The 25,798-nt window shown below is 58.5% G+C and carries 31 protein-coding genes; 20 read left to right on the plus strand and 11 right to left on the minus strand.

Annotated features, from left to right (window positions below):
* The first annotated feature begins 97 nt into the window (after positions 1–97).
* Genes IAI51_RS23785 through IAI51_RS23795 form a run of 3 tightly spaced genes read left to right on the plus strand, consistent with a single transcriptional unit; the run spans position 98 to position 1,378 of the window.
* A complete protein-coding gene (locus tag IAI51_RS23785; protein WP_187680691.1) occupies positions 98–838 on the plus strand; it encodes a hypothetical protein in 741 nt (246 codons plus the stop codon).
* A complete protein-coding gene (locus IAI51_RS23790; protein WP_187680692.1) occupies positions 838–1,095 on the plus strand; it encodes a DUF2024 family protein in 258 nt (85 codons plus the stop codon). Before IAI51_RS23785 ends, IAI51_RS23790 begins: the two co-directional genes overlap by 1 nt.
* 4 nt (positions 1,096–1,099) lie before the next feature.
* Positions 1,100–1,378 (plus strand): Rho-binding antiterminator, encoded by a 279-nt coding sequence (locus tag IAI51_RS23795; protein WP_187680693.1) that lies wholly within the window; start codon positions 1,100–1,102, stop codon positions 1,376–1,378.
* A 56-nt stretch (positions 1,379–1,434) separates the two neighbouring features.
* Here IAI51_RS23795 and IAI51_RS23800 read toward each other — a convergent pair whose 3' ends face one another.
* The gene (locus tag IAI51_RS23800) at positions 1,435–2,640 is read right to left on the minus strand and encodes an NAD(P)/FAD-dependent oxidoreductase (protein ID WP_187680694.1); all 1,206 of its coding nucleotides are present in this window, start codon (positions 2,638–2,640) and stop codon (positions 1,435–1,437) included.
* 293 nt (positions 2,641–2,933) lie between these two features.
* Here IAI51_RS23800 and IAI51_RS23805 point away from each other — a divergent pair, with 293 nt between their 5' ends.
* Positions 2,934–3,482 (plus strand): RrF2 family transcriptional regulator, encoded by a 549-nt coding sequence (locus tag IAI51_RS23805; protein WP_187680695.1) that lies wholly within the window; start codon positions 2,934–2,936, stop codon positions 3,480–3,482.
* 73 nt (positions 3,483–3,555) lie between these two features.
* Here IAI51_RS23805 and IAI51_RS23810 read toward each other — a convergent pair whose 3' ends face one another.
* Complete coding sequence (locus IAI51_RS23810; RefSeq protein WP_187680696.1) at positions 3,556–3,891, minus strand: hypothetical protein; 336 nt, start codon at positions 3,889–3,891, stop codon at positions 3,556–3,558.
* A gap of 184 nt (positions 3,892–4,075) precedes the next feature.
* Between IAI51_RS23810 and IAI51_RS23815 the strand changes: the two genes are divergently transcribed.
* Entirely contained in the window at positions 4,076–4,315 is a 240-nt protein-coding gene (locus IAI51_RS23815) for a hypothetical protein (protein WP_187680697.1), read from the plus strand.
* A 144-nt stretch (positions 4,316–4,459) separates the two neighbouring features.
* Positions 4,460–4,822 carry an NUDIX hydrolase gene (locus IAI51_RS23820; protein WP_187680698.1) on the plus strand — a complete coding sequence of 121 codons (363 nt, stop codon included), beginning with the start codon at positions 4,460–4,462 and terminating at the stop codon, positions 4,820–4,822.
* 3 nt (positions 4,823–4,825) lie between these two features.
* On the opposite strand, the gene IAI51_RS23825 is transcribed toward IAI51_RS23820, so the two are convergent.
* The 3 genes from IAI51_RS23825 to IAI51_RS23835 form a co-directional block, all read right to left on the minus strand.
* Positions 4,826–5,068, minus strand: coding sequence for a DUF1652 domain-containing protein (locus tag IAI51_RS23825; protein ID WP_187680699.1), 243 nt, complete (start codon positions 5,066–5,068; stop codon positions 4,826–4,828).
* 106 nt (positions 5,069–5,174) lie between these two features.
* Positions 5,175–6,074: a polysaccharide deacetylase family protein gene (locus tag IAI51_RS23830; protein WP_187680700.1), complete on the minus strand. Its 900-nt coding sequence runs from the start codon at positions 6,072–6,074 to the stop codon at positions 5,175–5,177.
* A 131-nt stretch (positions 6,075–6,205) separates the two neighbouring features.
* Entirely contained in the window at positions 6,206–7,153 is a 948-nt protein-coding gene (locus IAI51_RS23835) for an ABC transporter substrate-binding protein (RefSeq protein ID WP_187680701.1), read from the minus strand.
* 137 nt (positions 7,154–7,290) lie between these two features.
* Between IAI51_RS23835 and IAI51_RS23840 the strand changes: the two genes are divergently transcribed.
* Together IAI51_RS23840 and IAI51_RS23845 are read left to right on the plus strand one after the other, a co-directional pair.
* Positions 7,291–7,971, plus strand: a complete 681-nt coding sequence (locus IAI51_RS23840) for an SOS response-associated peptidase (protein ID WP_187680702.1) — start codon at positions 7,291–7,293, stop codon at positions 7,969–7,971.
* A 270-nt stretch (positions 7,972–8,241) separates the two neighbouring features.
* Positions 8,242–8,514, plus strand: a complete 273-nt coding sequence (locus tag IAI51_RS23845; protein WP_187680703.1) for a hypothetical protein — start codon at positions 8,242–8,244, stop codon at positions 8,512–8,514.
* A 45-nt stretch (positions 8,515–8,559) separates the two neighbouring features.
* Here the strand turns inward: IAI51_RS23845 and IAI51_RS23850 are convergent, their stop codons facing one another.
* Positions 8,560–8,766: a hypothetical protein gene (locus IAI51_RS23850; RefSeq protein ID WP_187680720.1), complete on the minus strand. Its 207-nt coding sequence runs from the start codon at positions 8,764–8,766 to the stop codon at positions 8,560–8,562.
* 151 nt (positions 8,767–8,917) lie between these two features.
* On the opposite strand from IAI51_RS23850, the gene IAI51_RS23855 reads away from it, so the two are divergent.
* Complete coding sequence (locus IAI51_RS23855) at positions 8,918–9,301, plus strand: DUF2784 domain-containing protein (RefSeq protein WP_187680704.1); 384 nt, start codon at positions 8,918–8,920, stop codon at positions 9,299–9,301.
* Here IAI51_RS23855 and IAI51_RS23860 read toward each other — a convergent pair.
* Complete coding sequence (locus tag IAI51_RS23860) at positions 9,298–9,744, minus strand: Rrf2 family transcriptional regulator (protein WP_187680705.1); 447 nt, start codon at positions 9,742–9,744, stop codon at positions 9,298–9,300. The genes IAI51_RS23855 and IAI51_RS23860 overlap by 4 nt on opposite strands.
* A 132-nt stretch (positions 9,745–9,876) precedes the next feature.
* On the opposite strand from IAI51_RS23860, the gene IAI51_RS23865 reads away from it, so the two are divergent.
* The gene (locus tag IAI51_RS23865; protein WP_187680706.1) at positions 9,877–10,764 is read left to right on the plus strand and encodes an NAD(P)/FAD-dependent oxidoreductase; all 888 of its coding nucleotides are present in this window, start codon (positions 9,877–9,879) and stop codon (positions 10,762–10,764) included.
* A 6-nt stretch (positions 10,765–10,770) separates the two neighbouring features.
* Here IAI51_RS23865 and IAI51_RS23870 read toward each other — a convergent pair whose 3' ends face one another.
* The gene (locus tag IAI51_RS23870) at positions 10,771–11,298 is read right to left on the minus strand and encodes a DUF3087 family protein (RefSeq protein WP_187680719.1); all 528 of its coding nucleotides are present in this window, start codon (positions 11,296–11,298) and stop codon (positions 10,771–10,773) included.
* A gap of 224 nt (positions 11,299–11,522) precedes the next feature.
* On the opposite strand from IAI51_RS23870, the gene ppnN reads away from it, so the two are divergent.
* Positions 11,523–12,896, plus strand: coding sequence for a nucleotide 5'-monophosphate nucleosidase PpnN (ppnN, locus tag IAI51_RS23875; RefSeq protein ID WP_187680707.1), 1,374 nt, complete (start codon positions 11,523–11,525; stop codon positions 12,894–12,896).
* 169 nt (positions 12,897–13,065) lie between these two features.
* Here ppnN and IAI51_RS23880 read toward each other — a convergent pair whose 3' ends face one another.
* Together IAI51_RS23880 and IAI51_RS23885 are read right to left on the minus strand one after the other, a co-directional pair.
* Complete coding sequence (locus tag IAI51_RS23880; protein ID WP_187680708.1) at positions 13,066–14,460, minus strand: FAD/NAD(P)-binding protein; 1,395 nt, start codon at positions 14,458–14,460, stop codon at positions 13,066–13,068.
* A complete protein-coding gene (locus tag IAI51_RS23885) occupies positions 14,461–15,024 on the minus strand; it encodes a helix-turn-helix domain-containing protein (RefSeq protein WP_187680709.1) in 564 nt (187 codons plus the stop codon).
* Between the two features lie 85 nt (positions 15,025–15,109).
* Here IAI51_RS23885 and IAI51_RS23890 point away from each other — a divergent pair, with 85 nt between their 5' ends.
* From IAI51_RS23890 to IAI51_RS23920, 7 genes are all read left to right on the plus strand, one after another.
* Positions 15,110–16,048: a DMT family transporter gene (locus IAI51_RS23890; protein ID WP_187680710.1), complete on the plus strand. Its 939-nt coding sequence runs from the start codon at positions 15,110–15,112 to the stop codon at positions 16,046–16,048.
* Positions 16,049–16,262: 214 nt separating this feature from the next.
* Positions 16,263–19,181 carry a monovalent cation/H+ antiporter subunit A gene (locus tag IAI51_RS23895; RefSeq protein ID WP_187680711.1) on the plus strand — a complete coding sequence of 973 codons (2,919 nt, stop codon included), beginning with the start codon at positions 16,263–16,265 and terminating at the stop codon, positions 19,179–19,181.
* A complete protein-coding gene (locus tag IAI51_RS23900; protein WP_007910763.1) occupies positions 19,181–19,525 on the plus strand; it encodes a Na+/H+ antiporter subunit C in 345 nt (114 codons plus the stop codon). Before IAI51_RS23895 ends, IAI51_RS23900 begins: the two co-directional genes overlap by 1 nt.
* Complete coding sequence (locus IAI51_RS23905) at positions 19,522–21,201, plus strand: monovalent cation/H+ antiporter subunit D (protein WP_187680712.1); 1,680 nt, start codon at positions 19,522–19,524, stop codon at positions 21,199–21,201. The genes IAI51_RS23900 and IAI51_RS23905 overlap by 4 nt, the downstream gene beginning before the upstream one ends.
* Positions 21,198–21,686 (plus strand): Na+/H+ antiporter subunit E, encoded by a 489-nt coding sequence (locus IAI51_RS23910; RefSeq protein ID WP_187680713.1) that lies wholly within the window; start codon positions 21,198–21,200, stop codon positions 21,684–21,686. The genes IAI51_RS23905 and IAI51_RS23910 overlap by 4 nt, the downstream gene beginning before the upstream one ends.
* Positions 21,683–21,961 (plus strand): K+/H+ antiporter subunit F, encoded by a 279-nt coding sequence (locus tag IAI51_RS23915; RefSeq protein WP_007910754.1) that lies wholly within the window; start codon positions 21,683–21,685, stop codon positions 21,959–21,961. The genes IAI51_RS23910 and IAI51_RS23915 overlap by 4 nt, the downstream gene beginning before the upstream one ends.
* Positions 21,958–22,320: a Na+/H+ antiporter subunit G gene (locus IAI51_RS23920; RefSeq protein WP_187680714.1), complete on the plus strand. Its 363-nt coding sequence runs from the start codon at positions 21,958–21,960 to the stop codon at positions 22,318–22,320. Before IAI51_RS23915 ends, IAI51_RS23920 begins: the two co-directional genes overlap by 4 nt.
* 109 nt (positions 22,321–22,429) lie before the next feature.
* Here IAI51_RS23920 and IAI51_RS23925 read toward each other — a convergent pair whose 3' ends face one another.
* Positions 22,430–22,870 carry a DUF3995 domain-containing protein gene (locus tag IAI51_RS23925; protein WP_187680715.1) on the minus strand — a complete coding sequence of 147 codons (441 nt, stop codon included), beginning with the start codon at positions 22,868–22,870 and terminating at the stop codon, positions 22,430–22,432.
* 93 nt (positions 22,871–22,963) lie between these two features.
* On the opposite strand from IAI51_RS23925, the gene IAI51_RS23930 reads away from it, so the two are divergent.
* Positions 22,964–23,350 (plus strand): DUF2946 domain-containing protein, encoded by a 387-nt coding sequence (locus IAI51_RS23930; RefSeq protein WP_187680716.1) that lies wholly within the window; start codon positions 22,964–22,966, stop codon positions 23,348–23,350.
* Positions 23,351–23,442: 92 nt separating this feature from the next.
* Positions 23,443–25,575: a TonB-dependent receptor gene (locus IAI51_RS23935; RefSeq protein WP_187680717.1), complete on the plus strand. Its 2,133-nt coding sequence runs from the start codon at positions 23,443–23,445 to the stop codon at positions 25,573–25,575.
* Positions 25,576–25,798 lie beyond the last annotated feature (223 nt).

Consider the following 25,798-nt stretch of genomic DNA (forward strand, 5'->3'; position numbering starts at 1 on the left):
AGGTTGATAAATAGTATCGGTTAAAAACCATATTGACAAAAAACTGTTGCGCTTTAGTCTTGTGGTATCGATTCGAAACAATGATACGGAGTCCACCATGAGAACCGCACTCGCCCTTTCCATCACCACACTGCTAGCGACGCAAGCCTTGGCTCACGGGCCTGAAGGCATTCACAGCGAACCAGGCAAAGCCGATGCGGCTTTCGATCTGGTTCATACCCGCGTGTTCAAGGACGGCAGCAACCTGGTCTTCGAACAATTGGTTGATGGCAAGGCAGGCAGTCGAGTGCCAAGCGCCAAAGGCTCGTTTGCCGGTGCCGAGGTCTACAGCTACGTATGGCCGACCAGCCTCGACAGCGGTGCCGTCGGTTTCGAAGCCGGCTCCGGGATTCTCGCCCTCGCCCTGACCTCGCACCCGGACTTCGACGACACGCCGCAACTGGATGAGAACAAGGACGGCAAAAAGGACAACGACGGCGGACTCTGGCACTCGCACTGGGTAGTGCTGAGCAAGGATGAAAGCTGTGGCCCTGGCGGCCTGAAGGTTCGCGACATTCCCAAAGATGCAAAACCGAAGCTGCCTGACACTTGGCCAGGCGCGCCGCTCTACATTGACTCGCCGGGTTACGACCTGAGCGTCTCGCAAAACGCCGCGAAAATCCGCGTGCCTTTGGCGGCCGTGGGCTTCCCGCAGAGTTTCAATTACGACGGTGTGACCGCAGCACTGAAGGTCAACGCCGACCTGCACAACCCGTTGCTGTGCGTCAGCAGCGTCTATGACATTGCCTCTGGCGACCTCTCGCTGCCGGGCACCTGGAAAATGAAGGAGGGTAAATAATGTTCGTCAAAGTGTTCGATACCCACGTGCGGACCAAAGATGGCCGCTACCTGCATTTCGATGTGCTCACCGATCGCCAGGCAGACGCGGCGAAGTCCTACGCCCGGCAGTTTCTGATCGACAACGGCTTGCAAGACGAGGACATTTCCCAGAGCCAGTGCCAGTTCTGCCACAGCGAACCGGCCAATCCGCAGGTCGCTGCGGCAATCAACGAAAAAGGCTACTTCATCATCACTCTGCAAGGCTTCGAGGAGTAACGCCATGACCCGCTATCAGCCACTGAACTGCGATTTGCACGACTATCTGGAAATCGCCTGCATGCGCGGCTATCAATTGGATATCGAGTTGATCGATGGTCAGCGGCTGGTTGCCCGGGCCATCACCACTCGCACCTCCAGCGACAAAGAGGAGTTCATGGTTATCGAACAGGCAGGTGCGCAACAGGACATCCGTCTCGACCAACTCTTCGCAATCACGCCACAGGATGCCAATGCCGAGTTCGGTCGGATCGTGCTCAGCGAAGCATCTTGCGGCATATGAGAAAAAAGTCCCGCCCGGATTGAACCGGCGCGGGATTTTTTTGGAACGAAGAGGCTTTACGCAACCACAGGAATCATCGGATCGGCAGCCGCCAGAGCACTCACGCGATCAGCCGCCGGCGGATAGATCCACTGAGTGTTGATCTGGGTTTTCAAAGCTTTGCCTTCCTGTTTAACCAGTTTCACCTGACGATCCCAGCCTTCGGTGTACACCGCGCCCCAGGCACCAAGGTCCAGACACGTTACGTATTTCGGTTGGCTGTACGGCGTCGAGTCAACACCGAGAATCTGCGCCGCAGCGTTATTGCCGGCGTGACGACCGAGCGAGATCGCATGCTGGCAGGTCATCAGCGCGTAGTTGCCGATATCGTCGGTAGCGGCGTAGGCCACATCGCCGGTGGCGAAGATATCGTCCTGACCGATGACTTTCAGGTGCGCGTCGACGTGCAGGCGCCCTTGCTTATCGCGTTCGGCGGGGATTTGTCCAGTCAGGGAGCTGGCGCGCACACCGGTGGTCCAGATGACAGTTTTCGCGTCGATGTGCTGACCGTCCGACAGGGTCACACCGTTAGCGTCGATTGATTGCACCGAAACGCCCAAGCGCCATTCAACCCCCAGTTCCTCGCTGGCCTCGACGATGGATTTACTGATTTCTTCGCCCATCGAGGCACCGATCTTCTGTCCACGATCGACGACGACAACCTTGATATCAGCCTGCTCACCGAGAATCTCGCGCAGACGCGCCGGCATTTCCGTCGCCGTTTCAATACCGGTGAAACCGCCACCCGCGACAACAACGGTATTGCGCGCCTGATTTTCCGGCAGGTCTTTCAGGGCTTTGAGGTGAGTTTCCAGGTGAATGGCCGCTTCGATCCGGTCCACATCAAAGGCGTGCTGGCTGACACCAGGTGTGTCGGATTGTGCCAGGCCACTGCCGGCCGCCAACACCAATTTGTCGTAGTGGAGCACTTGCTTCACGCCATAGGCATCGGTGTAGCCGACCGTTTTTTGCGCGACATCGATGGTCTCGGCCGCGCCTTTGATGAAGTGAACGCCGACCACTTCGAACAGTTCACTCAGCGGTGCAGCCAGTTGATGAGCATTCGGCTCGTAGAATCGCGGACGTACACGCAACTCGGCCTGCGGCGCGAGAACGCTGACTTCGACGTCATCACGACCGTGAAGATCCACCAGACGCGTCGCACTCAACGCCGACCACATACCGCCAAAACCCGCGCCGATAATCAGAATCTGCTGCTTCATAGTGTTTCTCCAGAAAAAGCCAAACCGCTGAAAGAAAGGTGATCGATGTTGCCGAAAGCCACACACTGCCAACCCAATAGCGCCGACTCTATTGGTCGTATATAAATCCAACAAGTCAGATTTACTGATAGATTTAAACGAAATATTAGATATTGATCGCGCTTGATAAACTGCCAAAAGCCTCAGCTTTATTGGAGAAATGACACAGAAGTATGCAACTGCATTTGATCTGACAGATTGCCGAGTCGGCATCAGACTGTTAGCATTTACGACAAATCAAGTCGGACTTATATATGTCTCTTTACAGCGCAGGCGTCGAATACGGCATTCATTGCCTGACTTTTCTGGTGGGTAGCGGAGGCGACAGCCGCGAAGCCAGCGTGCGTGACCTGGCAGAATTGCAAGGCGTGCCAGTGGAATATCTGGCGAAGATCTTCACCAAACTGGCCAAAGGCAAACTGGTAGTGGCGTCTGAAGGTGTGCGCGGCGGGTTCAGCCTGGCGCGGCCGGCCGACGAAATCACCCTGCTCGATATCGTCAAAGCCATCGATGGTCGCAAGAATATTTTCGAATGCCGGGACATTCGCGGGCGTTGCGCGCTGTTTGAAGGCAGTCCCCCGGAGTGGGCGATTGAAGGCACCTGCTCGATCCACGCGGCCATGATGACCGCGCAAAACCGCATGGAAGAAGCGCTTTCACAGCAAACCATTCTCGACATTGCGAGAAAAGTCGGACGCAAAGCGCCAGCGGAGTTCGGCCAGCAAGTGGAGGACTGGATTCAGGATCGCCGCGAGAAAAAGGGCAATGTCGGTACTATCCCACTGACCGACATTTCAGACTGACCGCCCCTGAAAAGCCAAAAAAAAGCAGAAACCGTTGATGCGGTTTCTGCTTTTTTTACGCTCATAAATGGCGTTACAGGCAATCGCGCACCGATTTGCGCAACGAACCGGATTTTGCCCATGGCGGCCCCTGGTACAACGACACGCGGCTACCGTCCTTGTACTTCACGATATCGAGAATCTCGTCAGCCGTGATAATGCTTGGCGCAGTAATACGATAGCCGTTGGAAATCGAAGTCTGCGAGGTCTTGGCGACATCCTGTTGCCATAACGGTAATACACAAGCGGCATAGTCCCTTGGCGTCTTGTCACTGGTTTTGCTCACATTGGGCTCACCCGGCACCAACGATGTCGGCAGCGAGCATCCCGCCAACATGGCCAACGCCAGACTCCCGATCCATATTCGCATGGTGTTCCCTTAATCAAAAAAAGCGAATGTAACGCCTAACCGTAGTACACATCCATCGTGGCACCGCGCCCTCAATGAACATAGGACAATTTTTTACATCGATCAGGCCAATGACAGACCAGCTACGCGCGACAGGTGAAAAATGCGGCTACTCTTTTCTACCGAGAATGTTCCGGAGGTGATCATGCGGCTCAACGAATACGAACACGAACTTCAACGCGACCTGCAGAGTGTCGCATCGGATCTGCGCTGGTCGGCAGTCGACCTTAAACGCATCGCCGAACAGTTGCGCAAGTCCGGTAACGAAGCGGACGCCCAGACAGTCCTGAGATCCTGCGAGGTTTTGCAAAGCGATGAAGAGCGACTGCAGTTGTACGCCAGAGAAGTGAAGGCGCGCGCCATCAGCCGAATCAAAGTCCACTGATACTGACTCGTCCCACCCAACACGAGCCCCGGCGTAAACCGGGGCTTTTTCATTATTGCCTCCTGCAGGAACCTTTAAAGAATGGCTTGGCTCGAATATTGCATTTTTATTACCAATTCGTGACAGGCATTTAACAGGTAACAGATGAAAGTACGAGCAACCGTCATTTGCGAACAGGACCGTCACATTCTCCTGGTGCGCAAACCTCGATGCCGCTGGACTTTGCCCGGAGGCAAAGTCGAGCCCGGTGAAACCCGAGCGAATGCAGCCGTGCGCGAATTGCGGGAAGAAACAGGGCTGGAGACCGACGACGTGCTTTACCTGATGGAACTACAAAGCGGCAGCACCCGGCATCACGTCTATGAAGCCTCAGTGGTGAATATTGATCAGGCACGCCCGCAGAACGAGATCATCGACTGCATCTGGCACCCGCTGAATGCCGTGCACAATCTGCATACCAGCGACGCGACCTTGCGCATCGTCCAGGCTTTTCAACGACGTTTATGATGTTCAGCCGGCGAAAGCCCTGCGGCCCGCGCTTATTTCCGTGCGTAATTCGCCGATGAAATTGGAAATGTCACGGATCGTGACGAGATGTTCCGGGGAAACGCCATTGAGCAGTAACTCGACGCGCCCGCTGTCCGGCTCATAAACCTTGATCCGCAATAACCCCTGCCCTACTTGCGTGCAGTCGCACTTCAGCGCAGGGAAGCCGGATTCGACAATGCGGCAAATGTCGGCAATGGCGAGCATGAGCGGACGCCTCACAGGCGCGGGATCGATCCGATGAGCATAGATGAGCGATTACCGCCCCGCTCGCCCGAAAAACGCCAACTTGATCACATATTCCATCTGTCTCTCAGTGGGCGTCATGGCCCCAGATCCAGTTCCAGAGCCCCGGCAACTGCACCGACTCAGAGCTTTTCTGAACAGTACGCGCCAGTGCAGCCTTCTCCAATGCAGCGCGGTCATCATAGAACGGTTTGTCCGCCAGCCTCACGCCGGTAGCCGCAGCGCTATCAAGCAGGATTTGCAGGTATTCACGCATATGCCGCGCGGTATAGCGGTTGAGGTCATGGAAGGTCACTACCACCGGAATCACCCCGTCCACGGTTGGAATTTCGCCTTGGGCAATGCGCTCGCGGACTTCCGATAACTGCCGAAGCAGGTTCGCCCGTCGACGCGGGCTGGCATTGAAACCCCAGATCTTGCCGTCATTGGCACTCAAATCGGTCAACAAAACGTGCAGCCCGTGTTGCTGATAGGCGGCGAAAGTACGTTTGTCGTAGTTCCAGAATGGCGGGCGCAACAACTCGGGCGGCGCTCCGGTAATGGCCGCGATGTCCGCTGCGCCGTTGCTCAGGGACTCTTCGAGTTGCTGTGGGTCGAGCGAGCGATGGTTGGTGTGCCAGTGAGTGGCGGTATGAAACGCGAGAATATGCCCCTCATTGTGCTCACGTCGCATGATGCTACGGCCGATCTCGCTATGACCGGCCCGAGGCGCACGAGTCTGGACGAAAAACACGGCTTTGATGTCCGGTTGCAGCGGATTGTCCTTCAGACTGTCGAGCACCGTGGCGGATGGGTTCCAGAAACTTGAAGCGCTGGGGCCGTCATCGAACGTCAGCAGAAAACGAACCGGCGCTTGATCCTTCAGCCGTGTTTCGGTTTTCGCAGTCATTTCGATGGGCGCGGCGATACAGCCTGCCAGTCCGAAAACGATGGCCGCCGCACAAAGAAGCTTGAATCCGGATGTCATGTTTTGCCTTGAGCCCGACCACTGCGGTCATGTTGTCGATCGGCAACGCTCCCTCGCCCTTATCCATCCCTGCGCTCGGTTCTGCGAGCTGAGGTTGGATAAGGTACACAGGGTTTGGTTCCGGCGCTCGTTCAGCGAGTCAGCGCCTGCTCAAACGAGGTGTCGATAATCCCCGACGTGGCCAGCGGTGCCGGCAACGCTTTAACTTTAAACAGGAAATCCGCAGTGCTTTGCAGGTCGGCCGCGGCTTGTTGATCGACCGGTCCGACCGTCATGTGCGCCTGGCGCAACCAGTGCCGCGAAACCTCCTGATCAAGATTGGCCTTCTTCGCCCACAAGTCAGCGTACTCGTCGGTATGGCTATCGACCCACGCGCGCGCCTGCTTTAAACGCCCGAGAAAATCGGCTATCGCCTCACGTTTACTATCGACAGACGGTGTTGATGCTGCAATCGCACTAAGCCCCGGCATCAGATTCTTCGCGGTCAGAATCGGACGAGCGCCGGAGAACAGAATCTGCTGGGAAATGTACGGTTCCCACACCGGAAAGGCATCGATGCTGCCCTGCGGCAAAGCCGCAGCCGCATCAATCGGCATCAGCTTGACGAAGTCGACGTAGTTCTCTGGCAGACCACTTTGCTCCAGTGCGCGCAAGGTCAGTTGCTGGCTCCATGCGCCGGGCCAGTAAGCGACTTTCTTGCCCTTCAGGTCAGCGATGGTTTTTACCGGCGAATCCTTTGGCACCAGCAACGCGATGGTGTCCGGGTTCTGCCGTGACACGCCGATCAGTTTCACGGGCGCCTGTTTCGCAGCGAGAAACAGAAAACCTGAATCGCCGAGGAATCCCAGATCGAGAGAACCTGTCTGCAAGGCCTCAGCCAACGGTGCGGCTGCCTGGAAATGCTTCCAGTCCACCGTGTACGGCGCGTCCTTCAACACGCCCGATGCTTCCACCGAGGCGCGGATGTTGTAGTAATTCTGGTCGCCGACATGCAGGACCACAGGCTCGGCAGCGTAGGACAAAGGCGATGCGAGCAATGCAACGGTCAGCGTGTTGCGGAGCAAACGGGAAAGCTTCATGGCGAGTCCTGCAAATGGAGGATGCATAGACCATAACGCTCTTAACCACCGAATTTTAAATTCGATTAATGCATAAGCTCATCACTGCAAATACCGAGAGCCAACTAAGCTGATATTTCCTACAGGAGATTCAGCCCATGTGCGGAAGACTCTCGCAATACCGTGGCATTCACGACTTCGTCGCGGTGCTGAGCATTCCCGATGCGTTGATCAACCATGTCGGCGACGCACCACTGGCACACTACAACGCTGCGCCAACCACTTCGCTGGCCATCCTTCAGCAACACAATCACCAGGTTCATGCGCAAAATCTGCGCTGGGGCTGGCGCCCGCATTGGGCCAAGGATCGAGCACCGCCCATCAATGCACGCGTTGAAAAAGTTGCCCACGGGCCGTTCTTCCGGTCGATCTGGCGTCATCGCTTGATCGTGCCTGTCGACAACTGGTTTGAGTGGGTGGATGCAGAGGATCACACCCGACAACCCTGGCTGATTCGTCGGGCCGATCACGGGCCGGTTTTCTGCGCCGGGATCGGTCAATTTCCGACACCCGATACGCAAGCACGGGATGACGATGGCTTCGTGATCATCACCGCCGACAGCGAGGGCGGCATGCTCGACATCCACGACCGCCGCCCGGTGGTGTTTGGCGCAGAACTGGCACGCGAATGGCTCGACACGGCCACACCGCTGGAGCGGGCCGAACAAATGCTGTTGTTCGAAGGTGAAAAAACCGAGGTGTTCGAATGGCACAAGGTCGACAGAGCCGTGGGCAATTCACGCAATCAAGTCGCAGGCTTGATTGATGAAGTGGTCTAAAGATTTTTTGCCGTGGCGCGTTATCAAAAGGCACTAACCGAGAGTGATTCCGTTTCGTTACAACGACTGTTTCAACAAAGAAACAGCAACCCGCTAAACAGTCGTTTGAGTGAATTAACCGCCTGTCTGACATTTCAACCGTCATACATACATTTAGATGCGCTACGGATAGCATGCGCGCCGCATTTCCATTTGGTATACCAGTTGACCAAAGAGTCAACAAACAAGGAAATTCCCTACAACTCTTTTTAAGCCTTGCAGAGAACTAAGTTGCGCGACGATTTTGCAATCAAACAGGCCAAGGGCCTGGAGTGTGTCTATCTGTCCACGACAGAACGCTTTCAACTCGACTGTTTTATCGGCCATTACATCAAGACCCGAAACCTGAGTTCAGTCCCTGACATCGAACGTATCTTGCGCACCACCCTCGAGGGGTATCCCGGTCACGCGCCGGTGATGGTCAACGAACTCAACGCGTGGATCGACAGAACCTTGGGATATCGGGCAACACATCCGGACTTCACACAGTTGGAAGACCTTTAAAATGCAAAAAGCCCCGTTTGATACGGGGCTTTTTGTATGGGGCATTCAGGGTTTCAGCGGACGCTCCTGATCCCGATCCGACAACTCTCTGCTGTCGTCATGTTTCCAGGTCTGTTCTTGTCGTCTTTTTTGCTCCTCTATCTCCGCTTCCGTTGGCTCATCGTCATCATCATCCGGACGTGTCTGCTCGATTGCCATGCCCACCTCGCTTTTGGAAGAAATCATCATCCTTAGAGCGTAGAACAGTTTCATCGACCCACTTAAAACCACCAATGCAGCAAAGCGAAGAAACCAGCCAAAGACTCTGCCAGCAAATGCCGCTGGAAAGCTTGAATAATCTTGCGCAACTGCCCAAGCCCTGCGCGTAACATAGCGCCATTCACAATCGCGTCAGGGAAACGACATGCTGTACCGAATCGCAGCCGATGGGCTGGTGCTGTTTCATTTGCTATTCATTCTGTTCGTGCTGTTCGGCGGGCTGCTGGTGCTCAAGTGGCCGCGGCTGATGTGGCTGCATATACCCGCCGCCGCGTGGGGCTTTGCGGTCGAGATGTTGCACCTGACCTGCCCGCTGACCTACTGGGAAAACCTCATGCGCCACGCCGCCGGGCAAACCGAATACGCCGGCGGTTTCATCGAGCATTACATCTGGCCGATCATCTACCCCGCCGGGCTCACCCCGCAGATTCAACTGGCGCTGGGCAGTGTGGTACTGGCGGTTAACCTGCTGGTCTACGGGCGGTTGATTCGCTCGTGGAAACTTCGCCGAGCCGCTGCACACTCTTAACTTGTCTCACCCTCGCGGACTGATGTGAAGCGCGCATCGAAATCTGCCGCCAAATCCGCCAGGGTGATGCCGCCCAACCTCGACAGCAACAGCGCCTGCGCTTCATCGAAGGTGCGCGTCAGCGCGGCATTCACCGCTTGCTCGACCAGACACTCCGGATGATCCGTCGACAAGCCGATCGCAAAAATCGACTGCGTGCCCAGCGCCTGATGAATGTCCAGCAGCGAGATCTGCCCCAAAGGTTTGGCCAGCGCCCAACCACCCTGATGCCCCTTCTCCGACGTCACGAACCCCTGCTCCTTGAGCAAGCCCATGGTGCGCCGCACCACCACCGGATTGGTGCCCAGCATGCCGGCGATGGTTTCCGAGGTCGCACGTTTTTCGTGGCGATCCATGTGAATCAATACATGAAGCATGCGCGACAGCCGAGTGTCATTTCTCATCGATGATCCTTTTCAAGCCCTTGCCAAGACGCGCCGAGTATCGCTTGCAATGTCTGAAGTTACGAGACTATTGACAGGCATATTTCACGTAACTTACGGTGTGCCGTGAAAACCCCACACGGAGATTGGATCATGGTGTACGAAGTCATCATTGTCGGCGGCAGCTATGCTGGACTGTCTGCAGGCCTGCAATTGGCCCGCGCCCGACGCAAAGTGCTAGTGCTGGATTCGGGCCTGCGTCGCAACCGATTTGCCGAAACTTCCCACGGATTTCTCGGACAGGACGGACGTGCGCCAGGCGATATCGCCCAAGACGCCCGGAAGCAACTGCTGGCTTATCCGTCTGTGCAATGGCTGGCAGATACCGCGCTGGAAGCACGTCAGACAGACCAAGGCTTCCAGGTGCGCACCACCACCGGACAGCAAGCCAGCGCCAGACGACTGATCATCGCCAGCGGTGTCATCGATGAATTACCCGCCATCGAGGGCCTTCAAGAACGCTGGGGTAAAAGCGTGTTTCATTGTCCGTACTGCCACGGCTATGAACTGAATCAGGGCGCAATTGGCGTGCTGGCGACGTCACCGCTGTCGATCCACCACGCCTTGCTCTTGCCGGATTGGGGCCAGACCACTTTCTTCACCAACGGCGTGTTCGAGCCGGACGCCGAACAACTGGCAGAACTCGATCGACGCGGCGTGACGCTGGAATCTCAAACGGTCAGCCATATCAGCGGTAAGCGAGCAGATGTAGTGCTCAGCGATGGCCGGGTGATCAGCGTTGCCGGTCTGTTCGCCATGCCTCGCACTCGAATGGCCAGCCCGTTGGCCGAGCAACTGGGCTGTGTTTTTGAAGACGGCCCGATGGGCCCGTTCATTCAAACCGACGCCATGCAACAGACCAGCATACCGGGCGTGTTTGCATGCGGGGACGCGGCGCTCGCCGCCGGTTCGGTTGCCGTCTCGGTAGGTGATGGCGCACGTGCGGGAGCCGGCACTCACCGCTCACTGGTTTTTGTCTGATACAGACTAACGAGACGTCTGCTTGAGAACTTCCAGCCACGCCGGATCAAGGCGTGGCTGATCGATATCAAAACCAAGCGCCTGCATCCGCTCCTTGTGCGCTTCGACTTCACGGTGCAGTTGCGCATGATCGCTGGAGTTACCGTCCAGCTCATGCATCTGCGTCAGTCCCAAGTGATAGAAACGCAATACCTTCATCGCCGTCGGATCATTCTTCTGCACTGCCGCCGTCACCTGATGCATCACATTGGTGACGCTCATAAGATTGCGCTTGAGCCGCCAGCTATAAATAGCCGGGGCCATCCAGGTCTGATTCCAGAAGCGCCCGCGCAACAAAGCCGCCGTCAGCAGGAACGCCGCAAACACTCCGCCGACATTGAAGCGCAGGTTATCGCCGCCGGGCTCGCCAAACAGTGCCACCGCCACCGTCGAAAACAACATCGCCAGCACCAGGAACAGCACGGCAATGATCATTGTGCTGCGCCGCGTCTGCTGGCGAAAAGTGACGGCGTCCATTGGCTGAATCTCGAACATCACGACTGACTTCCTTGAATGACAAAAAGGGCAACGGAAAAAACTGGCCCGCGCATTATCGCCTCTACCAAGGATTTAGCTATGCTGGGGCTCCTTTTCATCTTTTCACCAATCAACGGGGACATGGCGGTACAGCGCAGATCGTGCCATCTTCATTCATGGATACACACTATTCGGATGCCATTCGCCTGGTTTGTGGATGACATCGTTTTAAGGATCATTGCATGACCCAACGACACGTAATCAACGCCTCGGTCAGCCCTAAAGGCAGCCTGGAAACCCTTTCTCAACGTGAAGTTCAGCAACTGAGCGAAGCCGGATCCGGCAGCACCTACACCCTCTTTCGCCAGTGCGCCCTGGCCATCCTCAACACTGGCGCCCATGTCGATAACGCCAAGACCATCCTCGAAGCCTACAAGGACTTCGAAATCCGCATTCACCAACAGGATCGCGGTGTGCGCCTGGAGCTGTTGAACGCTCCGGCCGATGCTTTCGTCGATGGCGAAATGATCGCCAGCACCCGGGAAATGCTGTTCAGCGCCCTGCGCGACATCGTCTACACCGAAAACGAACTCGATAGCCAACGCATCGACCTGAGCACCTCGCAAGGCATCAGCGACTACGTCTTTCACCTGCTACGCAATGCGCGCACCCTGCGCCCGGGCGTCGAGCCGAAGATCGTCGTGTGCTGGGGCGGCCACTCGATCAACACCGAAGAATACAAATACACCAAGAAAGTCGGCCACGAACTGGGCCTGCGCAGCCTCGACATCTGCACCGGCTGCGGCCCCGGCGTGATGAAAGGCCCGATGAAGGGCGCGACCATCGCCCACGCCAAACAGCGGATACATGGCGGTCGCTACCTGGGCCTGACCGAGCCAGGCATCATCGCCGCCGAAGCGCCGAACCCGATCGTCAACGAGCTGGTGATCCTGCCGGACATCGAAAAACGTCTGGAAGCCTTCGTCCGCGTTGGCCACGGCATCATCATCTTCCCGGGCGGCGCCGGGACCGCTGAAGAGTTCCTGTACTTGCTGGGCATCCTGATGCACCCGGATAACGCCGGTCTGCCGTTTCCGGTGATCCTGACCGGGCCGAAACATGCCGCACCGTATCTGGAGCAGCTCGACGCCTTCGTCATCGCCACCCTCGGCGAAGCGGCGAAACAGCACTACGAAATCATCATCGACGACCCGGCCGAAGTCGCGCGCCAGATGACTCAGGGTCTGAAAGCCGTTAAGCAGTTCCGCCGCGAGCGCAACGACGCGTTTCACTTCAACTGGTTGTTGAAAATCGACGAAGGCTTCCAGCGTCCGTTCGATCCGACCCACGAAAACATGGCCAACCTGAAACTCAACCGCGACCAGCCACCCCACGAACTGGCGGCCAACCTGCGTCGGGCGTTTTCCGGGATCGTTGCTGGCAACGTCAAGGACAAGGGTATTCGCCTGATCGAAGAACACGGTCCGTATCAGATCCGTGGTGATGCGGTGATCATGCAACCGCTGGATGCTCTGCTCAAAGCCTTCGTCGCCCAGCACCGGATGAAACTGCCGGGCGGCGCGGCGTATGTGCCGTGCTATCGAGTGGTGGCGTAAAAGCCAACTGCTGGCGATAGCGCATCGAATTCAACATCCATGTTGACCGATGATCCGCTATCGCTGGCAAGCCAGCTCCCACAATGATTAGAGGTGTTCACGATTTTTCTGAACACTATAAGTCCCTGTGGGAGCTGGCTTGCCAGCGATGAGGCCCGGCAGAACAACCTCAAACCACAAGTCGCACCGCCAACGCCTTCGCCTGCAACGCCACATCCGTCACCGCCGTACTCTCCCACCACATCCCGCGCAACGGCGGCCCCATGGCGAACAACCGGTTCGCTGCCTGCCCGTGCTCATCCAGCACTGCGCCGTCAATCGCCGCCGCAATCCCCAACGCCAACGGACCCGGGCGCACCAGCCCCCGCGCCAGCAATTGCTGCGGTAACGGCCTCGCGACGCGACGCCAGTCGTACTCGATGCCACTGGAATTGATCAACGCCGCGCCATGCACCACGCAGGTTTCAGCCTCGCCTCGCCGACGAATGCGAATACTCACCTCACCCTCCGCGCACGGCTCAAGCCCTTTGAAAGAAGCGGCCTGAATCCGCAAACGTCCCTCGTCATGCAGACGCTCAACCAACTGCGCACTCAGCGGCGGCGAACGATGGTGATGGCTTTCCCACCAGGGCCGAACATGACGTACGAATTGTCGACGCTGCACGTCAGTCGCCTGACTCCACAACCGTCCGATATGCGCGCGTACCGTGTCCAGCGGTGCTTGCCAGTCGATACCTTGGGCGATGGCATCGCGGCAATGTCGACGCAATTCGCGCAACAACTGCCGGGGCGAACGAATGTTGTGATCTTCAGCGAGGAAATCCACCCAAACCGGTGGTTGGCGCCGCACATGGGGCAGCAGCCCATGACGGGAAAACACTTCAATCGGCCCCTGATGCCCGGCCTGCTCCAGCGAGACCACGGCATCAACCATGGTCAGGCCGGAGCCGATGATCAGCACGGTGGATTGCGGATCGAGTTCGCGCATGGCCGTGACATCCCACGGATCAAGTGCCGCAGCATTAACGCCACTGGATTGTTTTTGCGGCGTGCGCGCGGCGGGGAACATACCGGTGGCGAGCACCGCGTATGCGCCCCGTAAGTGCTGTCCATCGCTCAGAGTGAGTTGTACCGAATCGGTGTCGGTTTGCAGGTCGACGACCTCTGCGCGTATATGCTCGACGGTCGAGCCTTGTTGCGCACCGACACTGCGCGCCTCGGCCAACCGCTGCTGCACGTAAATGCCAAACAACCCACGAGGCGGGAACAGTTCACTGACAGGCACATCTTGCTCAGCCGACTCCGGCCAGCCACCGGCGGTAATATGCTCGGTCAGCCACTGCGTAAGGTCATTCGGGTTATCCGGGTCAACGCTCATCCGCGCAGCGTTGCCATTAAGCGTATGGCCCAATTCGACAGCGCTGTAAGCCTCGCCCCGCCCCAGTTCGGCTCGCGGTTCAATAATCAGAATCTTGCGCTGACCGGGCAGACGCAGCAATTGCACCGCCAGCATGGTGCCGCTGAGGCCACCACCAATAATCAGGATATCTGCGCGCAGACTCATTCAAATCACCACATTACGGACAAACCGCGCCGCGACATCCCCGTCATTGCGATAGGCATGCGGCTGATTGCTGGCAAACATGAAGAACTCCCCTGCACCGATGGGCTGCGGCTGATCGCCCAGCATTAACGTCAGGCAGCCTTCAAACACGTAGATCTGTTCGCTCCAGCCGTCGGCATCCGGTTGCGAGGGATAGACCTCACCGGGCTGTAGGCACCATTCCCACTGTTCAACTTCGCGGGTCGCGGTAGCCTTCGACAGCAATACCGCTTTGCTACCGGGAATCACGCCGGCCCACGCCACCTCGTTGATCCGGCTCGGATCACGAGCATCGGGCGCCTGGATCAGATCGCTGAAAGCGACGTCGAGCGCTTCGGCGACGCGGTCGAGGGTGGTCAGGCTGACATTCTTTTCGCCCGCCTCGATCGCCACCAGCATGCGCCGGCTCACCCCGGATTTTTCCGCCAGCGCGGTCTGGCTCATGTCGGCCGCGTGGCGCAGGCGCCGGACATTTTGGCTGACGTGTTGCAGGACGGAGGCTCGTTGGCTGGAATCTTTGGGCACTATATTGCTCACTCGGTGGGGTTGGGCAGTATACTGCGCAACGTTGGGCGCATTGTGCGTCCTGCCTTTTATAGTGCGCAAGGTTATGACGTCAGTGAATCGCCCCGACACCTCCCTCCGTTTCTCCCGTTTCAGCAAAGCCGAGTGCGTCCTGGTGCTGATCACCATGGTCTGGGGCGGCACCTTTCTGCTGGTGCAGCACGCGATGACCGTCAGTGGGCCGATGTTTTTTGTCGGTCTGCGATTCGCAGCGGCGGCTGCCATCGTCGCCTTGTTCTCCTGGCGTCATCTGCGCGAACTGACCCTGTTCGAACTCAAGGCCGGCGCCTTCATCGGCGTGGCGATCATGCTTGGTTACGGCTTGCAGACGGTAGGATTGCAGACGATTCCAAGCAGTCAATCTGCGTTCATAACCGCTCTGTATGTGCCGTTCGTGCCGTTGCTGCAATGGCTGGTGCTGGGGCGCCGACCGGGGTTGATGCCGAGCATCGGGATCATGCTGGCGTTTACCGGGTTGATGCTGTTGTCGGGACCGTCCGGCGCTTCACTGAATTTCAGCCCGGGCGAGATTGCCACGCTGATCAGCGCCATTGCCATTGCGGCCGAGATCATTCTGATCAGCAATTACGCAGGCCAGGTTGATGTACGCCGGGTGACCGTGGTGCAACTGGCGACGACTTCGGTGCTGTCATTCTTGATGGTGGTACCGACAGGTGAAGCGATTCCAGACTTCTCCTGGCTGTTGCTGGCGTCAGCGCTGGGCCTGGGCGCGGCGAGTGCGGCGATTCAAGTGGCGATGAACTGGGCACAGAAGAGTGTTTCGCCGACCCGGGCGACGTTGATCTATGCCGGTGAGCCGGTGTGGGCCGGGATAGTCGGGCGGATCGCCGGTGAGCGGTTGCCGGCGATTGCGCTGGTGGGGGCCGGTTTGATTGTGGCGGCGGTGATTGTCAGTGAGTTGAAGACCAAAGGTAAAGCTGCCGTTGAAACTGAGGGCGCACTGGAGAACGACAACGGCAATTGAAAGCAAGATCAAAAGATCGCAGCCTTCGGCAGCTCCTGCATTGGAATGCGTTTTCCTGTAGGAGCTGCCGAAGGCTGCGATCTTTTTTCGCCGTTGAAACAAGGCCAAACACAAATATCCAGACTACTTTGTAGGATTCTGAGACATCCTCGCGTTTGGTGATCAGGGAGCTGGCACGTATGATGCTTCACAAACTTCCGCAGATTAGAAGCCTATGTCCCTGATAGTTCTACTGCTTCTGCCATTCATTGGCAGCTGTCTGGCAGCGGTGCTGCCACACAACGCGCGTAATACCGAATCCCTGTTGGCTGGTCTGGTCGCTCTGATCGGCACCGTCCAGGTGGCAATGTTGTACCCGCAAATCGCCCACGGCGGCGTGATCCGCGAAGAATTCATGTGGCTGCCCAGCCTCGGCTTGAACTTCGTCCTGCGCATGGACGGCTTCGCCTGGCTGTTCTCGATGCTGGTATTGGGCATCGGCACACTCGTTTCCTTATATGCCCGCTATTACATGTCGCCGGATGATCCGGTGCCGCGTTTCTTCGCGTTTTTCCTGGCATTCATGGGCGCCATGCTGGGTCTGGTGATCTCCGGCAACCTGATCCAGATCGTGTTTTTCTGGGAACTCACCAGCCTTTTCTCCTTCCTGCTGATCGGCTACTGGCACCACCGCGCCGACGCTCGTCGCGGCGCCTATATGGCGTTGATGGTTACTGGTGCTGGCGGACTATGCCTGTTGGCGGGGGTCATGATCCTCGGCCATGTCGTCGGCAGCTATGACCTGGACAAGGTCCTGGCCGCCGGCGACCAGATTCGCGCACATGCCCTCTACCCTATTCTGCTACCCCTCATTCTTATCGGCGCACTCAGCAAAAGCGCCCAGTTCCCGTTCCACTTCTGGCTGCCCCACGCGATGGCGGCGCCAACGCCCGTCTCCGCGTACCTGCACTCGGCAACCATGGTCAAGGCCGGGGTGTTCCTGCTAGCGCGCCTGTGGCCGTCGCTGTCCGGCAGTGAAGAATGGTTCTACATCGTCAGCGGCGCAGGCGCCTGTACGTTGTTACTCGGCGCCTATTGCGCGATGTTCCAGAACGATCTGAAAGGATTGCTGGCCTACTCGACCATCAGCCACCTCGGCCTGATCACTCTGCTGCTGGGCCTGAACAGTCCATTGGCCGCCGTCGCTGCGGTGTTCCATATCCTCAACCACGCTACGTTCAAAGCCTCGCTGTTCATGGCCGCAGGCATCATCGACCACGAAAGCGGCACCCGCGATATCCGCAAGCTCAGCGGTTTGATCAAACTGATTCCGTTCACCGCGACGCTGGCCATGGTTGCCAGTGCTTCGATGGCAGGTGTGCCGCTGCTCAACGGCTTCCTGTCGAAGGAAATGTTCTTCGCCGAAACCGTGTTCATCAACGCCACGGCGTGGGTTGAAGCGGCATTGCCGATTGTCGCGACCATCGCCGGCACGTTCAGCGTGGCTTATTCGCTGCGCTTCACCGTCGATGTGTTCTTCGGCCCAACGGCCACCGACCTGCCGCACACCCCGCACGAACCGCCGCGCTGGATGCGTGCGCCGGTGGAATTGCTGGTGTTCACCTGCCTGTTGGTGGGGATTTTTCCGGCACAAATCGTCGGTCCATTATTGGCCGCTGCGGCGTTGCCGGTAGTCGGCGGCACCCTTCCCGAATACAGCCTGGCAATCTGGCATGGTTTGAACGCGCCAATGATCATGAGCCTGATCGCCATGTCCGGCGGCATCGTGCTCTACCTGTTACTGCGCAATCAGTTCAGACAGGGCCGCTTCAAATATCCGCCACTGGTGGGCCGCTTCAACGGTAAACGCCTGTTCGAGCGCAGCCTGGTAGTGATGATGCGCATGGCCCGTCGGGTAGAACGCCGACTCGGCACCCGACGCCTGCAAATGCAGCTGTTCTTGATGGTGTTGGCTGCCGTGCTCGCCGGCCTGATTCCGATGCTGCACAGCAGCCTGAGTTGGGGCGACCGGCCGAAGATTCCTGGTTCCATTGTTTTCGTGACTCTGTGGCTGCTGGCAATTGCCTGCGCCCTCGGCGCCGCGTGGCAGGCCAAGTATCACCGTCTCGCCGCTCTGACGATGGTCAGTGTCTGCGGGCTGATGACTTGCGTGACGTTCGTCTGGTTCTCTGCACCGGATCTGGCGCTGACGCAGCTGGCGGTCGAAGTGGTGACCACCGTGCTGATCCTGCTGGGTCTGCGCTGGTTGCCACGTCGGATCGAAGAAGTCTCGCCATTGCCGAGCAGCCTGCGCAAGGCGCGCATTCGCCGTCTGCGCGACTTGCTGCTTTCTATTGCGGTCGGTGGCGGCATGGCACTGCTGTCCTACGCCATGCTGACGCGGCAGACGCCAAACAATATCTCCTCGTTCTACCTCAGCCGCGCCATGCCCGAGGGCGGTGGCAGCAACGTGGTCAACGTGATGCTGGTGGACTTCCGTGGCTTCGATACCCTTGGTGAAATCACCGTACTGGTCGCCGTGGCGCTGACTGTATTCGCACTGCTGCGCCGCTTCCGCCCGCCGAAAGAAAGCCTGCAACTGCCAGCCCAGCAACGCCTGCTGGCGCCGGACGTGGTCACCGATCTGGTCAACCCGCGCTCGGCCAGCGACACCGCGCTCGGTTTCATGATGGTGCCGGCGGTACTGGTTCGCCTGCTGCTGCCGATTGCGCTGGTGGTGTCGTGCTATCTGTTCATGCGCGGGCACAACCAGCCGGGCGGCGGTTTTGTCGCCGGTTTGGTGATGTCGGTGGCGTTCATCCTGCAATACATGGTCGCCGGCACGCAGTGGGTCGAGGCGCAAATGAGTCTACGGCCCCTGCGCTGGATGGGCACCGGGTTGCTGTTCGCTACCGCCACCGGTCTCGGTGCGATGGCCGTCGGTTACCCGTTCCTCACCACCCACACTTGGCATTTCACTCTGCCACTGCTGGGCGACATCCATATCGCCAGTGCGCTGTTCTTTGATATCGGCGTGTACGCGGTGGTCGTGGGCTCGACGCTGTTGATCCTCACCGCCCTCGCCCACCAATCGGTGCGTGGTCACAAGACTGCAGCGCTGCCCAAGTCCGTCGCCAGCAAAGGAGCCGTCTGATGGAAGAAGTCATCGCAATCGCCATCGGCGTCCTCGCCGCATCCGGCGTCTGGCTGATCCTGCGGCCACGGACATTCCAGGTGGTCATGGGCCTGTGCCTGCTGTCCTACGGCGTCAACCTGTTCATCTTCAGCATGGGCAGCCTGTTCATCGGCAAGGAACCGGTGATCAAGGACGGCGTGACGCAAGACTTGCTGCACTACACCGACCCGCTGCCACAGGCACTGGTACTCACTGCAATCGTCATCAGCTTCGCCATGACCGCGCTGTTCCTAGTCGTTCTGCTCGCCTCGCGCGGCTTGACCGGCACTGACCATGTCGACGGCCGGGAGCCTAAAGAATGATGGCGATGACTCACCTGATCGCCGCACCGATTCTGCTGCCGCTGCTGACCGCCGCCATCATGCTGATGCTCGGCGAGAAGCACCGGCCGCTGAAGGCGAAAATCAATCTGTTCTCCAGCCTCATCGGCCTGTTCATTTCCGTGATGCTGCTGCAATGGACGCAGACCACCGGCGTGCCCGGCTCCATCGGCGTATACCTGCCCGGCAACTGGCAGGCGCCGTTCGGCATTGTGCTGGTGGTCGATCGCCTGTCGGCGCTGATGCTGGTGCTGACCGGGATCATCGGCGTCAGTGCCCTGCTCTTTGCGATGGCGCGCTGGGACGGTGCGGGATCGAGCTTCCATGCGTTGTTCCAGATTCAGTTGATGGGTCTGTATGGAGCGTTCCTGACCGCAGATCTGTTCAACCTGTTCGTGTTCTTCGAAGTGCTGCTCGCCGCTTCTTATGGCCTGTTGCTGCACGGCTCCGGTCGGGCACGGGTATCGTCGGGGCTGCATTACATCTCGATCAACCTGCTCGCCTCGTCGCTGTTTCTGATCGGCGCGGCATTGATCTATGGTGTGACCGGCACCCTGAACATGGCTGATCTGGCGCTGAAAATTCCGCTGGTGCCGGAAGCCGACCGAGGCTTGCTGCACGCGGGCGCAGGAATTCTCGCGGTCGCGTTCCTGGCCAAGGCCGGCATGTGGCCGCTGAACTTCTGGCTGGTACCGGCCTACTCTTCGGCCAGCGCACCGGTGGCGGCAATGTTCGCGATCATGACCAAGGTCGGCGTCTACACCCTGCTGCGCCTGTGGACACTGCTGTTCTCAGGGCAAGCCGGAGCTTCGGCGTTCTTTGGTGCTGACTGGCTGATCTACGGCGGCATGGCGACCATGGCCTGCGCGGCACTGGCGATTATTGCCGCACAACGCCTGGAACGCATGGCCAGCCTGAGCATTCTGGTGTCGGCGGGGATTCTGCTGTCGGCCGTTGGTTTCGCCCAGCCGAACCTGATTGGCGCCGCGCTGTTCTATCTGGTCAGTTCGACACTGGCATTGAGTGCGCTGTTTCTTCTTTCCGAGTTGATCGAACGTTCGCGCTCGGCCAATGAGATCCCGCTGGAAGACGAAAGCGAATTGCTGCCTCGTCCGCAGGAATCACTGCAACCGCCCAAAGGCATCAACCTCGACGACGAGCAGAAAGCCGTGGTCGGTCAGGTCATTCCGTGGACGATGGCATTTCTTGGCTTGAGCTTCATCGCTTGCGCCCTGCTGATCATCGGCATGCCGCCGCTGTCCGGCTTCATCGGCAAACTCAGCCTGATCGGTGCGTTGCTCAATCCACTGGGCCTCGGTACCGACGCGCCAATTTCCAACGCGGCGTGGGCGCTGCTGGCACTGCTGATCCTGTCCGGACTGGCCTCGTTGATGGCGTTCTCGCGCCTCGGTATCCAACGCTTCTGGACACCGGAGGAGCGCCCATCGCCGTTGCTGCGCAAACTCGAATGCGCACCGATCTTCCTGCTGCTGGGATTGAGCATCGCCCTGACCTTCAAGGCCGAACCGCTGCTGCGCTATACCCAGGCCACCGCCGATGCTCTGAATAACCCGCAGCAGTACGTGATGGCGGTGCTCGGCACCCGCGCCGTACCGAGTCCGGAAGCCAAGACAGCCCAACTGGAGGTACAGCCATGAAGCGTGTATTTCCTGCACCGTTACTGTCGTTGGCGCTATGGGCACTGTGGTTGACGCTGAATTTGTCGATCAGCCCGGGCAATCTGCTGCTCGGTGCGATATTGGGTTTTGCTGCACCGCTGATGATGCGCAAGTTACGCCCGAAACAAGTGCGCATCCGCCGCCCGGGGACCATGCTGCGCCTGTTCCTCCTCGTCGGTCGTGACGTGGTGATGTCCAATCTGATCGTCGCCTGGGGCGTGCTCAATGCCGGCCGCCGCCCACCTCGTTCGTGCTTCGTCAAAGTGCCGCTCGACCTGCGCGATGCTCACGGTCTGGCGACGCTGGCGATGATCTGCACGGTCGTGCCCGGCACGGTGTGGTCGGAATTGGCACTGGATCGCAGCATTTTGTTGCTGCACGTTTGGGATCTGGATGACGAAGCGCAGTTCATTGAGCACTTCAAGACTGCTTACGAGCGACCGCTGATGGAGATTTTCGAATGAGCCCATTACTGTCGAACGCAATTTTGCTGACGCTGTTTCTGTTCTCGCTGGCGATGGTGCTGACGCTGGTTCGGCTGTTCAAAGGACCCTCGGCTCAGGATCGGGTTCTGGCGCTGGATTACCTCTACATCGTCGCCATGTTGATGATGCTGACGCTGGGCATTCGTTATTCAAGTGACACCTACTTCGAGGCGGCGCTGCTGATTGCGCTGTTCGGCTTCGTCGGCTCGTTTGCCCTGGCGAAATTCCTGCTGCGTGGCGAGGTGATCGAATGAACGCTGAATTGTCTCTGTGGGTTGAGATTCCGGTGGCGATCCTGCTGGTACTGAGCGGCATTTTTGCGCTGATCGGCGCGACCGGATTGTTGCGAATGAAGGACTATTTCCAGCGCATGCATCCGCCGGCACTGGCCTCGACGCTGGGAGCGTGGTGCGTGGCGCTGGCTTCGATCATCTGCTTCTCGGCGCTGAAGTCCGGGCCGGTGATACATGCATGGCTGATTCCGATTCTGTTGGCGATCACGGTGCCGGTGACCACGTTGCTGCTGGCGCGGGCGGCGTTGTTCCGCAAGCGCATGGCTGGGGATGATGTGCCGGCCGAGGTCAGCAGTCGGCGAACCGAGAGCGGAAGCTGAAGATTTAAGTTGTCCGAACTGACGCTATCGCGAGCAGGCTCACTCCTACAGGGGAACGCATTTCATATGTAGGAGTGAGCCTGCTCGCCAAAGCATTCTCCAGGCGACCCTAAACCCAAGCCACGGCCAACAACCCCGCCCCCAACGCCAGACACAACGGCGAATACACCCACGTATCCAGCCGCGCAAACCGCGAGCCTTTCACCTCCTTGAAGAACCCCACCAGATTCGAATCACCAATCGCCCGGGCAAACATCAACAGCGCAATCGCACTGATCACCCATTGCAGCGCCTTGTGATGCACCGCCGGCATTCCCCACCCGACCCGCAGACACACCAAAGCGGCAATCGCCAATAACGCAGCCGCCACCACCAAAGTAATCCAGCCCGACGGTTTGAACGCCGGTCGCACCGTTTTCACAAAACCTTCCACCGGTACTTGCGGCACTGCCGCCACCGCCGCCCATTGCCCACCCAGCGCCAAATACACATGTACCAGGGCGATTACCGCGAACGTTGTCACCAGCCATTGAGCCAACACAAAGGTCATGGTTGAAATCCTTGAAAGGGATTTGAACAAATCATCCTAGTCGCATTTTTTTCAAGTGCACGACCGATCAGCGGTACGGTAAAGTGCCGCCCCATGAAATTCTCCCGTTCCGATCGCTCACTGCTGGCCTGGATGCTCTATTGCTGCGTCCTGTTCAACGTGTTCGTCTGCAGCATCGGACACGGGCAAATGGTCGGCATGCAGCTCAACGGTATCGGCGGCCAGTTCTGTACCGTGGACCCGGCGACGCAAGCGCCGCTCGCCGCCAACCCGTCCGAAGAAAAACTGCCAACCCTGTCCAAAGCCTTCGGTTGCCCACTTTGCTCAACAGGCGGCATGGGCCCGGCGTTCAATTCCAGCCTGACCCTGGCGATCCTGCCGGAACAACACAGCCCGCCACTGGCGCCGATCGTCAGCGCCGACCTCCCAGCCCGCTCCACTTGGCCCTCGGCCAACCCTCGCGCCCCACCGCTCGCCTGAGTGTTCTTGCCTTTTTGATTTGTCAGCCCACTGCGCCAACGCGCGGCGTTCGCCTGTGCGCTGACTCCTAGACAAGCATTCAGGATTCAACAATGAAACAACTCACTCTGCTGGCGAGCCTGTGCGGCTGCCTGTCCGTTAACGTCTGGGCGCAATCCACCTTGGATCTGGCGCCGATCACCATCGACGGCGAGTCCGGCACCGAACCGGGCCTGAGCCTCGACCAATCCAGCGGCATGGCCTCGCGCCTCGGCTTGAGCATGCGCGATACGCCCGCCTCGGTGGCCATTGCCAATCGCAACGACATCGAACGCCACGGCGCACAGAACTTCCAGGACGCCGCCAACACCCTGCCCGGCGTCAATGCCAGCGCACCGCCAGGCTTTGGCGGCTTCGTCTCCTATCGCGGCTTCACCAGCAGCCAGATCACCCAGATGTTCAACGGCATCAACGTGTCCGGCGGACTCGCCCGCCCGGTAGATGCGTGGATTTATGATCGAGTGGAACTGGTCGGTGGCCCTTCATCGCTGATCAACGGCGCAGGCTCCGTGGGTGGTTCGTTGAACTACGTGACCAAACTGGCAACCCGCGACGAACAGGCTGTTGAAGGCAGGGTCAGCTACGGCACTTACGACACCACCGAAACCGCGTTCGGCCTCAACCATGCCCTGACCGACCCGAGCAGCGAGATGCAGCACTACGCACGTCTCGACGTCAGCCACAACACCAGTAACGGCTACATCGACCGTCAGGAACGCGATGCCTGGAGCGTGGCGTTCTCATTGCTCAGCGACCTCACGCCGAACCTGTCGCACACCCTGGCGCTGGAATATCAGGACGAACACGAAGACAGTCCGTATTGGGGCACCCCGGTGCTCAACCCCAAGGCCGGCGAGTTGAAGATCGACAAACACAATCGCTTCAACAACTACAACGTCGAAGACGGTCGATATGAACAGCGGACGATCTGGGTGCGCTCGATCATCGACTACCGGATCAACGACAACACCACCCTGCGCAATACCCTGTATCACCTCGACAGCCAGCGCGATTACCGCAACCTGGAAACCTACCAGTACAACGCCGACAACACGGCGGTGAATCGCTCGACGGCGTATCAGGTACGGCATCAGGGCGAGCAGAACGGCAACCAGTTCGAACTGCGCCACGACAACACGCTGCTGGGTCTGGATACGACGTGGTCAGGCGGCTTCGAGTACAAGGTCAATCAAACCACCAACTCGCCGCTCAACATCAAAGGCGCGAGCACGGTTGACCCGAACAACTACCGGCCGGGGCATTTCTATGGCATTCCCGGCACCAATCCCAAGCTGATCAGCGATAAGACCAACGAGGTCACCACCAAAGCGCTGTTCGTGGAAAACCGGCTGGCGCTCACCGACAAACTGTCACTGCTCACCGGCCTGCGTTATGACGACATCGATCTCGACGTGACCAACCACCGCGCCGTGACCGCCACCAATCCCAGGCACCTCAAGCGCAGTTGGGAGCCAATCACCGGTCGCGCGGGTCTGACCTATCAGTTCATCCCATCGGCTAACGTCTACGTGCAATACAGCACCGCCGCCGAGCAGCCCAACGGCACGCAAGACTTCGACGTCTCGACCGGCAAGCAATGGGAAATCGGCAGCAAGTTCGATTATCTGAACGGGCGTGGCTCGGCGACCGTGGCGGCTTACACGATTGAACGAAAGGACTTTGCCGTCACCGACCCACTGGACCCGACCAGCAGCATCCCGGTCGGTCAGCAGACGTCTAAAGGGATCGAGATTGCCAGCTCGTTGCGGATCACCGACAAACTGCTGGCCGAGGGTAACTTCGCCTGGGTCGACGCGCAGTACGATGACTTCACTGAAAAGAATGCGGCTGGCGTGATCGTGTCGCGCAAAGGCAACACACCGACCAACGTTCCGGACCGGGTCGGCAATCTGTGGCTGACCTATGATTTCTCGCCGCAGTGGCAAGGCGGGGTCGATGCGCGTTACGTGGCGTCGGTGTTTGCCGATAACGCCAACACCATGACCGTGCCGTCGTACACGCTGTTCGGCAGTTTCCTCAGTTACAAGGTTGATTCGCACACCACCGTTACCGGGCGAGTGCGCAATTTGACCAATGAGGTGTATGCCGAATTTGCGCATGTTTCGCCGGCGTACTATTTGGGTACGCCGCGAACCTTTGAGCTAGCAGTGCAAACTCGATTCTAAAAGCATCGCGGGCAAGCCCGCTCCCACAGTGTTTTGTGTCGTACACATATTTTGCATCCGACGATAAACCTGTGGGAGCGGGCTTGCCCGCGATAAGCATTGGTATCTACACATCTCCCGATCCTGGTCTATAAAAGGACGGCATGGATATCAAATGACCGGGCTAGATGCCCGACTGACAAAACGATACGACGAGTTAGTCATGGGACACAGTAATGGACTA

It is taken from the genome of Pseudomonas sp. N40(2020) (assembly GCF_014472415.1).
GTDB lineage: Bacteria > Pseudomonadota > Gammaproteobacteria > Pseudomonadales > Pseudomonadaceae > Aquipseudomonas.

Bases quoted from the DNA above. Each gene is read 5' to 3' on its own strand.
- IAI51_RS23870 (WP_187680719.1), bottom strand. From the start codon at position 11,298: ATGTTCGAGATTCAGCCAATGGACGCCGTCACTTTTCGCCAGCAGACG.
- IAI51_RS23835 (WP_187680701.1), bottom strand. From the start codon at position 7,153: ATGAAGCTTTCCCGTTTGCTCCGCAACACGCTGACCGTTGCATTGCTC.
- IAI51_RS23865 (WP_187680706.1), top strand. From the start codon at position 9,877: ATGGTGTACGAAGTCATCATTGTCGGCGGCAGCTATGCTGGACTGTCT.
- IAI51_RS23850 (WP_187680720.1), bottom strand. From the start codon at position 8,766: ATGAAACTGTTCTACGCTCTAAGGATGATGATTTCTTCCAAAAGCGAG.
- IAI51_RS23915 (WP_007910754.1), top strand. From the start codon at position 21,683: ATGAGCCCATTACTGTCGAACGCAATTTTGCTGACGCTGTTTCTGTTC.
- IAI51_RS23815 (WP_187680697.1), top strand. From the start codon at position 4,076: ATGCGGCTCAACGAATACGAACACGAACTTCAACGCGACCTGCAGAGT.
- IAI51_RS23900 (WP_007910763.1), top strand. From the start codon at position 19,181: ATGGAAGAAGTCATCGCAATCGCCATCGGCGTCCTCGCCGCATCCGGC.
- IAI51_RS23930 (WP_187680716.1), top strand. From the start codon at position 22,964: ATGAAATTCTCCCGTTCCGATCGCTCACTGCTGGCCTGGATGCTCTAT.
- IAI51_RS23805 (WP_187680695.1), top strand. From the start codon at position 2,934: ATGTCTCTTTACAGCGCAGGCGTCGAATACGGCATTCATTGCCTGACT.
- ppnN (WP_187680707.1), top strand. From the start codon at position 11,523: ATGACCCAACGACACGTAATCAACGCCTCGGTCAGCCCTAAAGGCAGC.
- IAI51_RS23830 (WP_187680700.1), bottom strand. From the start codon at position 6,074: ATGACATCCGGATTCAAGCTTCTTTGTGCGGCGGCCATCGTTTTCGGA.
- IAI51_RS23880 (WP_187680708.1), bottom strand. From the start codon at position 14,460: ATGAGTCTGCGCGCAGATATCCTGATTATTGGTGGTGGCCTCAGCGGC.
- IAI51_RS23800 (WP_187680694.1), bottom strand. From the start codon at position 2,640: ATGAAGCAGCAGATTCTGATTATCGGCGCGGGTTTTGGCGGTATGTGG.
- IAI51_RS23820 (WP_187680698.1), top strand. From the start codon at position 4,460: ATGAAAGTACGAGCAACCGTCATTTGCGAACAGGACCGTCACATTCTC.
- IAI51_RS23785 (WP_187680691.1), top strand. From the start codon at position 98: ATGAGAACCGCACTCGCCCTTTCCATCACCACACTGCTAGCGACGCAA.
- IAI51_RS23905 (WP_187680712.1), top strand. From the start codon at position 19,522: ATGATGGCGATGACTCACCTGATCGCCGCACCGATTCTGCTGCCGCTG.
- IAI51_RS23935 (WP_187680717.1), top strand. From the start codon at position 23,443: ATGAAACAACTCACTCTGCTGGCGAGCCTGTGCGGCTGCCTGTCCGTT.
- IAI51_RS23920 (WP_187680714.1), top strand. From the start codon at position 21,958: ATGAACGCTGAATTGTCTCTGTGGGTTGAGATTCCGGTGGCGATCCTG.
- IAI51_RS23895 (WP_187680711.1), top strand. From the start codon at position 16,263: ATGTCCCTGATAGTTCTACTGCTTCTGCCATTCATTGGCAGCTGTCTG.
- IAI51_RS23840 (WP_187680702.1), top strand. From the start codon at position 7,291: ATGTGCGGAAGACTCTCGCAATACCGTGGCATTCACGACTTCGTCGCG.
- IAI51_RS23890 (WP_187680710.1), top strand. From the start codon at position 15,110: ATGACGTCAGTGAATCGCCCCGACACCTCCCTCCGTTTCTCCCGTTTC.
- IAI51_RS23860 (WP_187680705.1), bottom strand. From the start codon at position 9,744: ATGAGAAATGACACTCGGCTGTCGCGCATGCTTCATGTATTGATTCAC.
- IAI51_RS23925 (WP_187680715.1), bottom strand. From the start codon at position 22,870: ATGACCTTTGTGTTGGCTCAATGGCTGGTGACAACGTTCGCGGTAATC.
- IAI51_RS23855 (WP_187680704.1), top strand. From the start codon at position 8,918: ATGCTGTACCGAATCGCAGCCGATGGGCTGGTGCTGTTTCATTTGCTA.
- IAI51_RS23810 (WP_187680696.1), bottom strand. From the start codon at position 3,891: ATGCGAATATGGATCGGGAGTCTGGCGTTGGCCATGTTGGCGGGATGC.
- IAI51_RS23795 (WP_187680693.1), top strand. From the start codon at position 1,100: ATGACCCGCTATCAGCCACTGAACTGCGATTTGCACGACTATCTGGAA.
- IAI51_RS23910 (WP_187680713.1), top strand. From the start codon at position 21,198: ATGAAGCGTGTATTTCCTGCACCGTTACTGTCGTTGGCGCTATGGGCA.
- IAI51_RS23825 (WP_187680699.1), bottom strand. From the start codon at position 5,068: ATGCTCGCCATTGCCGACATTTGCCGCATTGTCGAATCCGGCTTCCCT.
- IAI51_RS23790 (WP_187680692.1), top strand. From the start codon at position 838: ATGTTCGTCAAAGTGTTCGATACCCACGTGCGGACCAAAGATGGCCGC.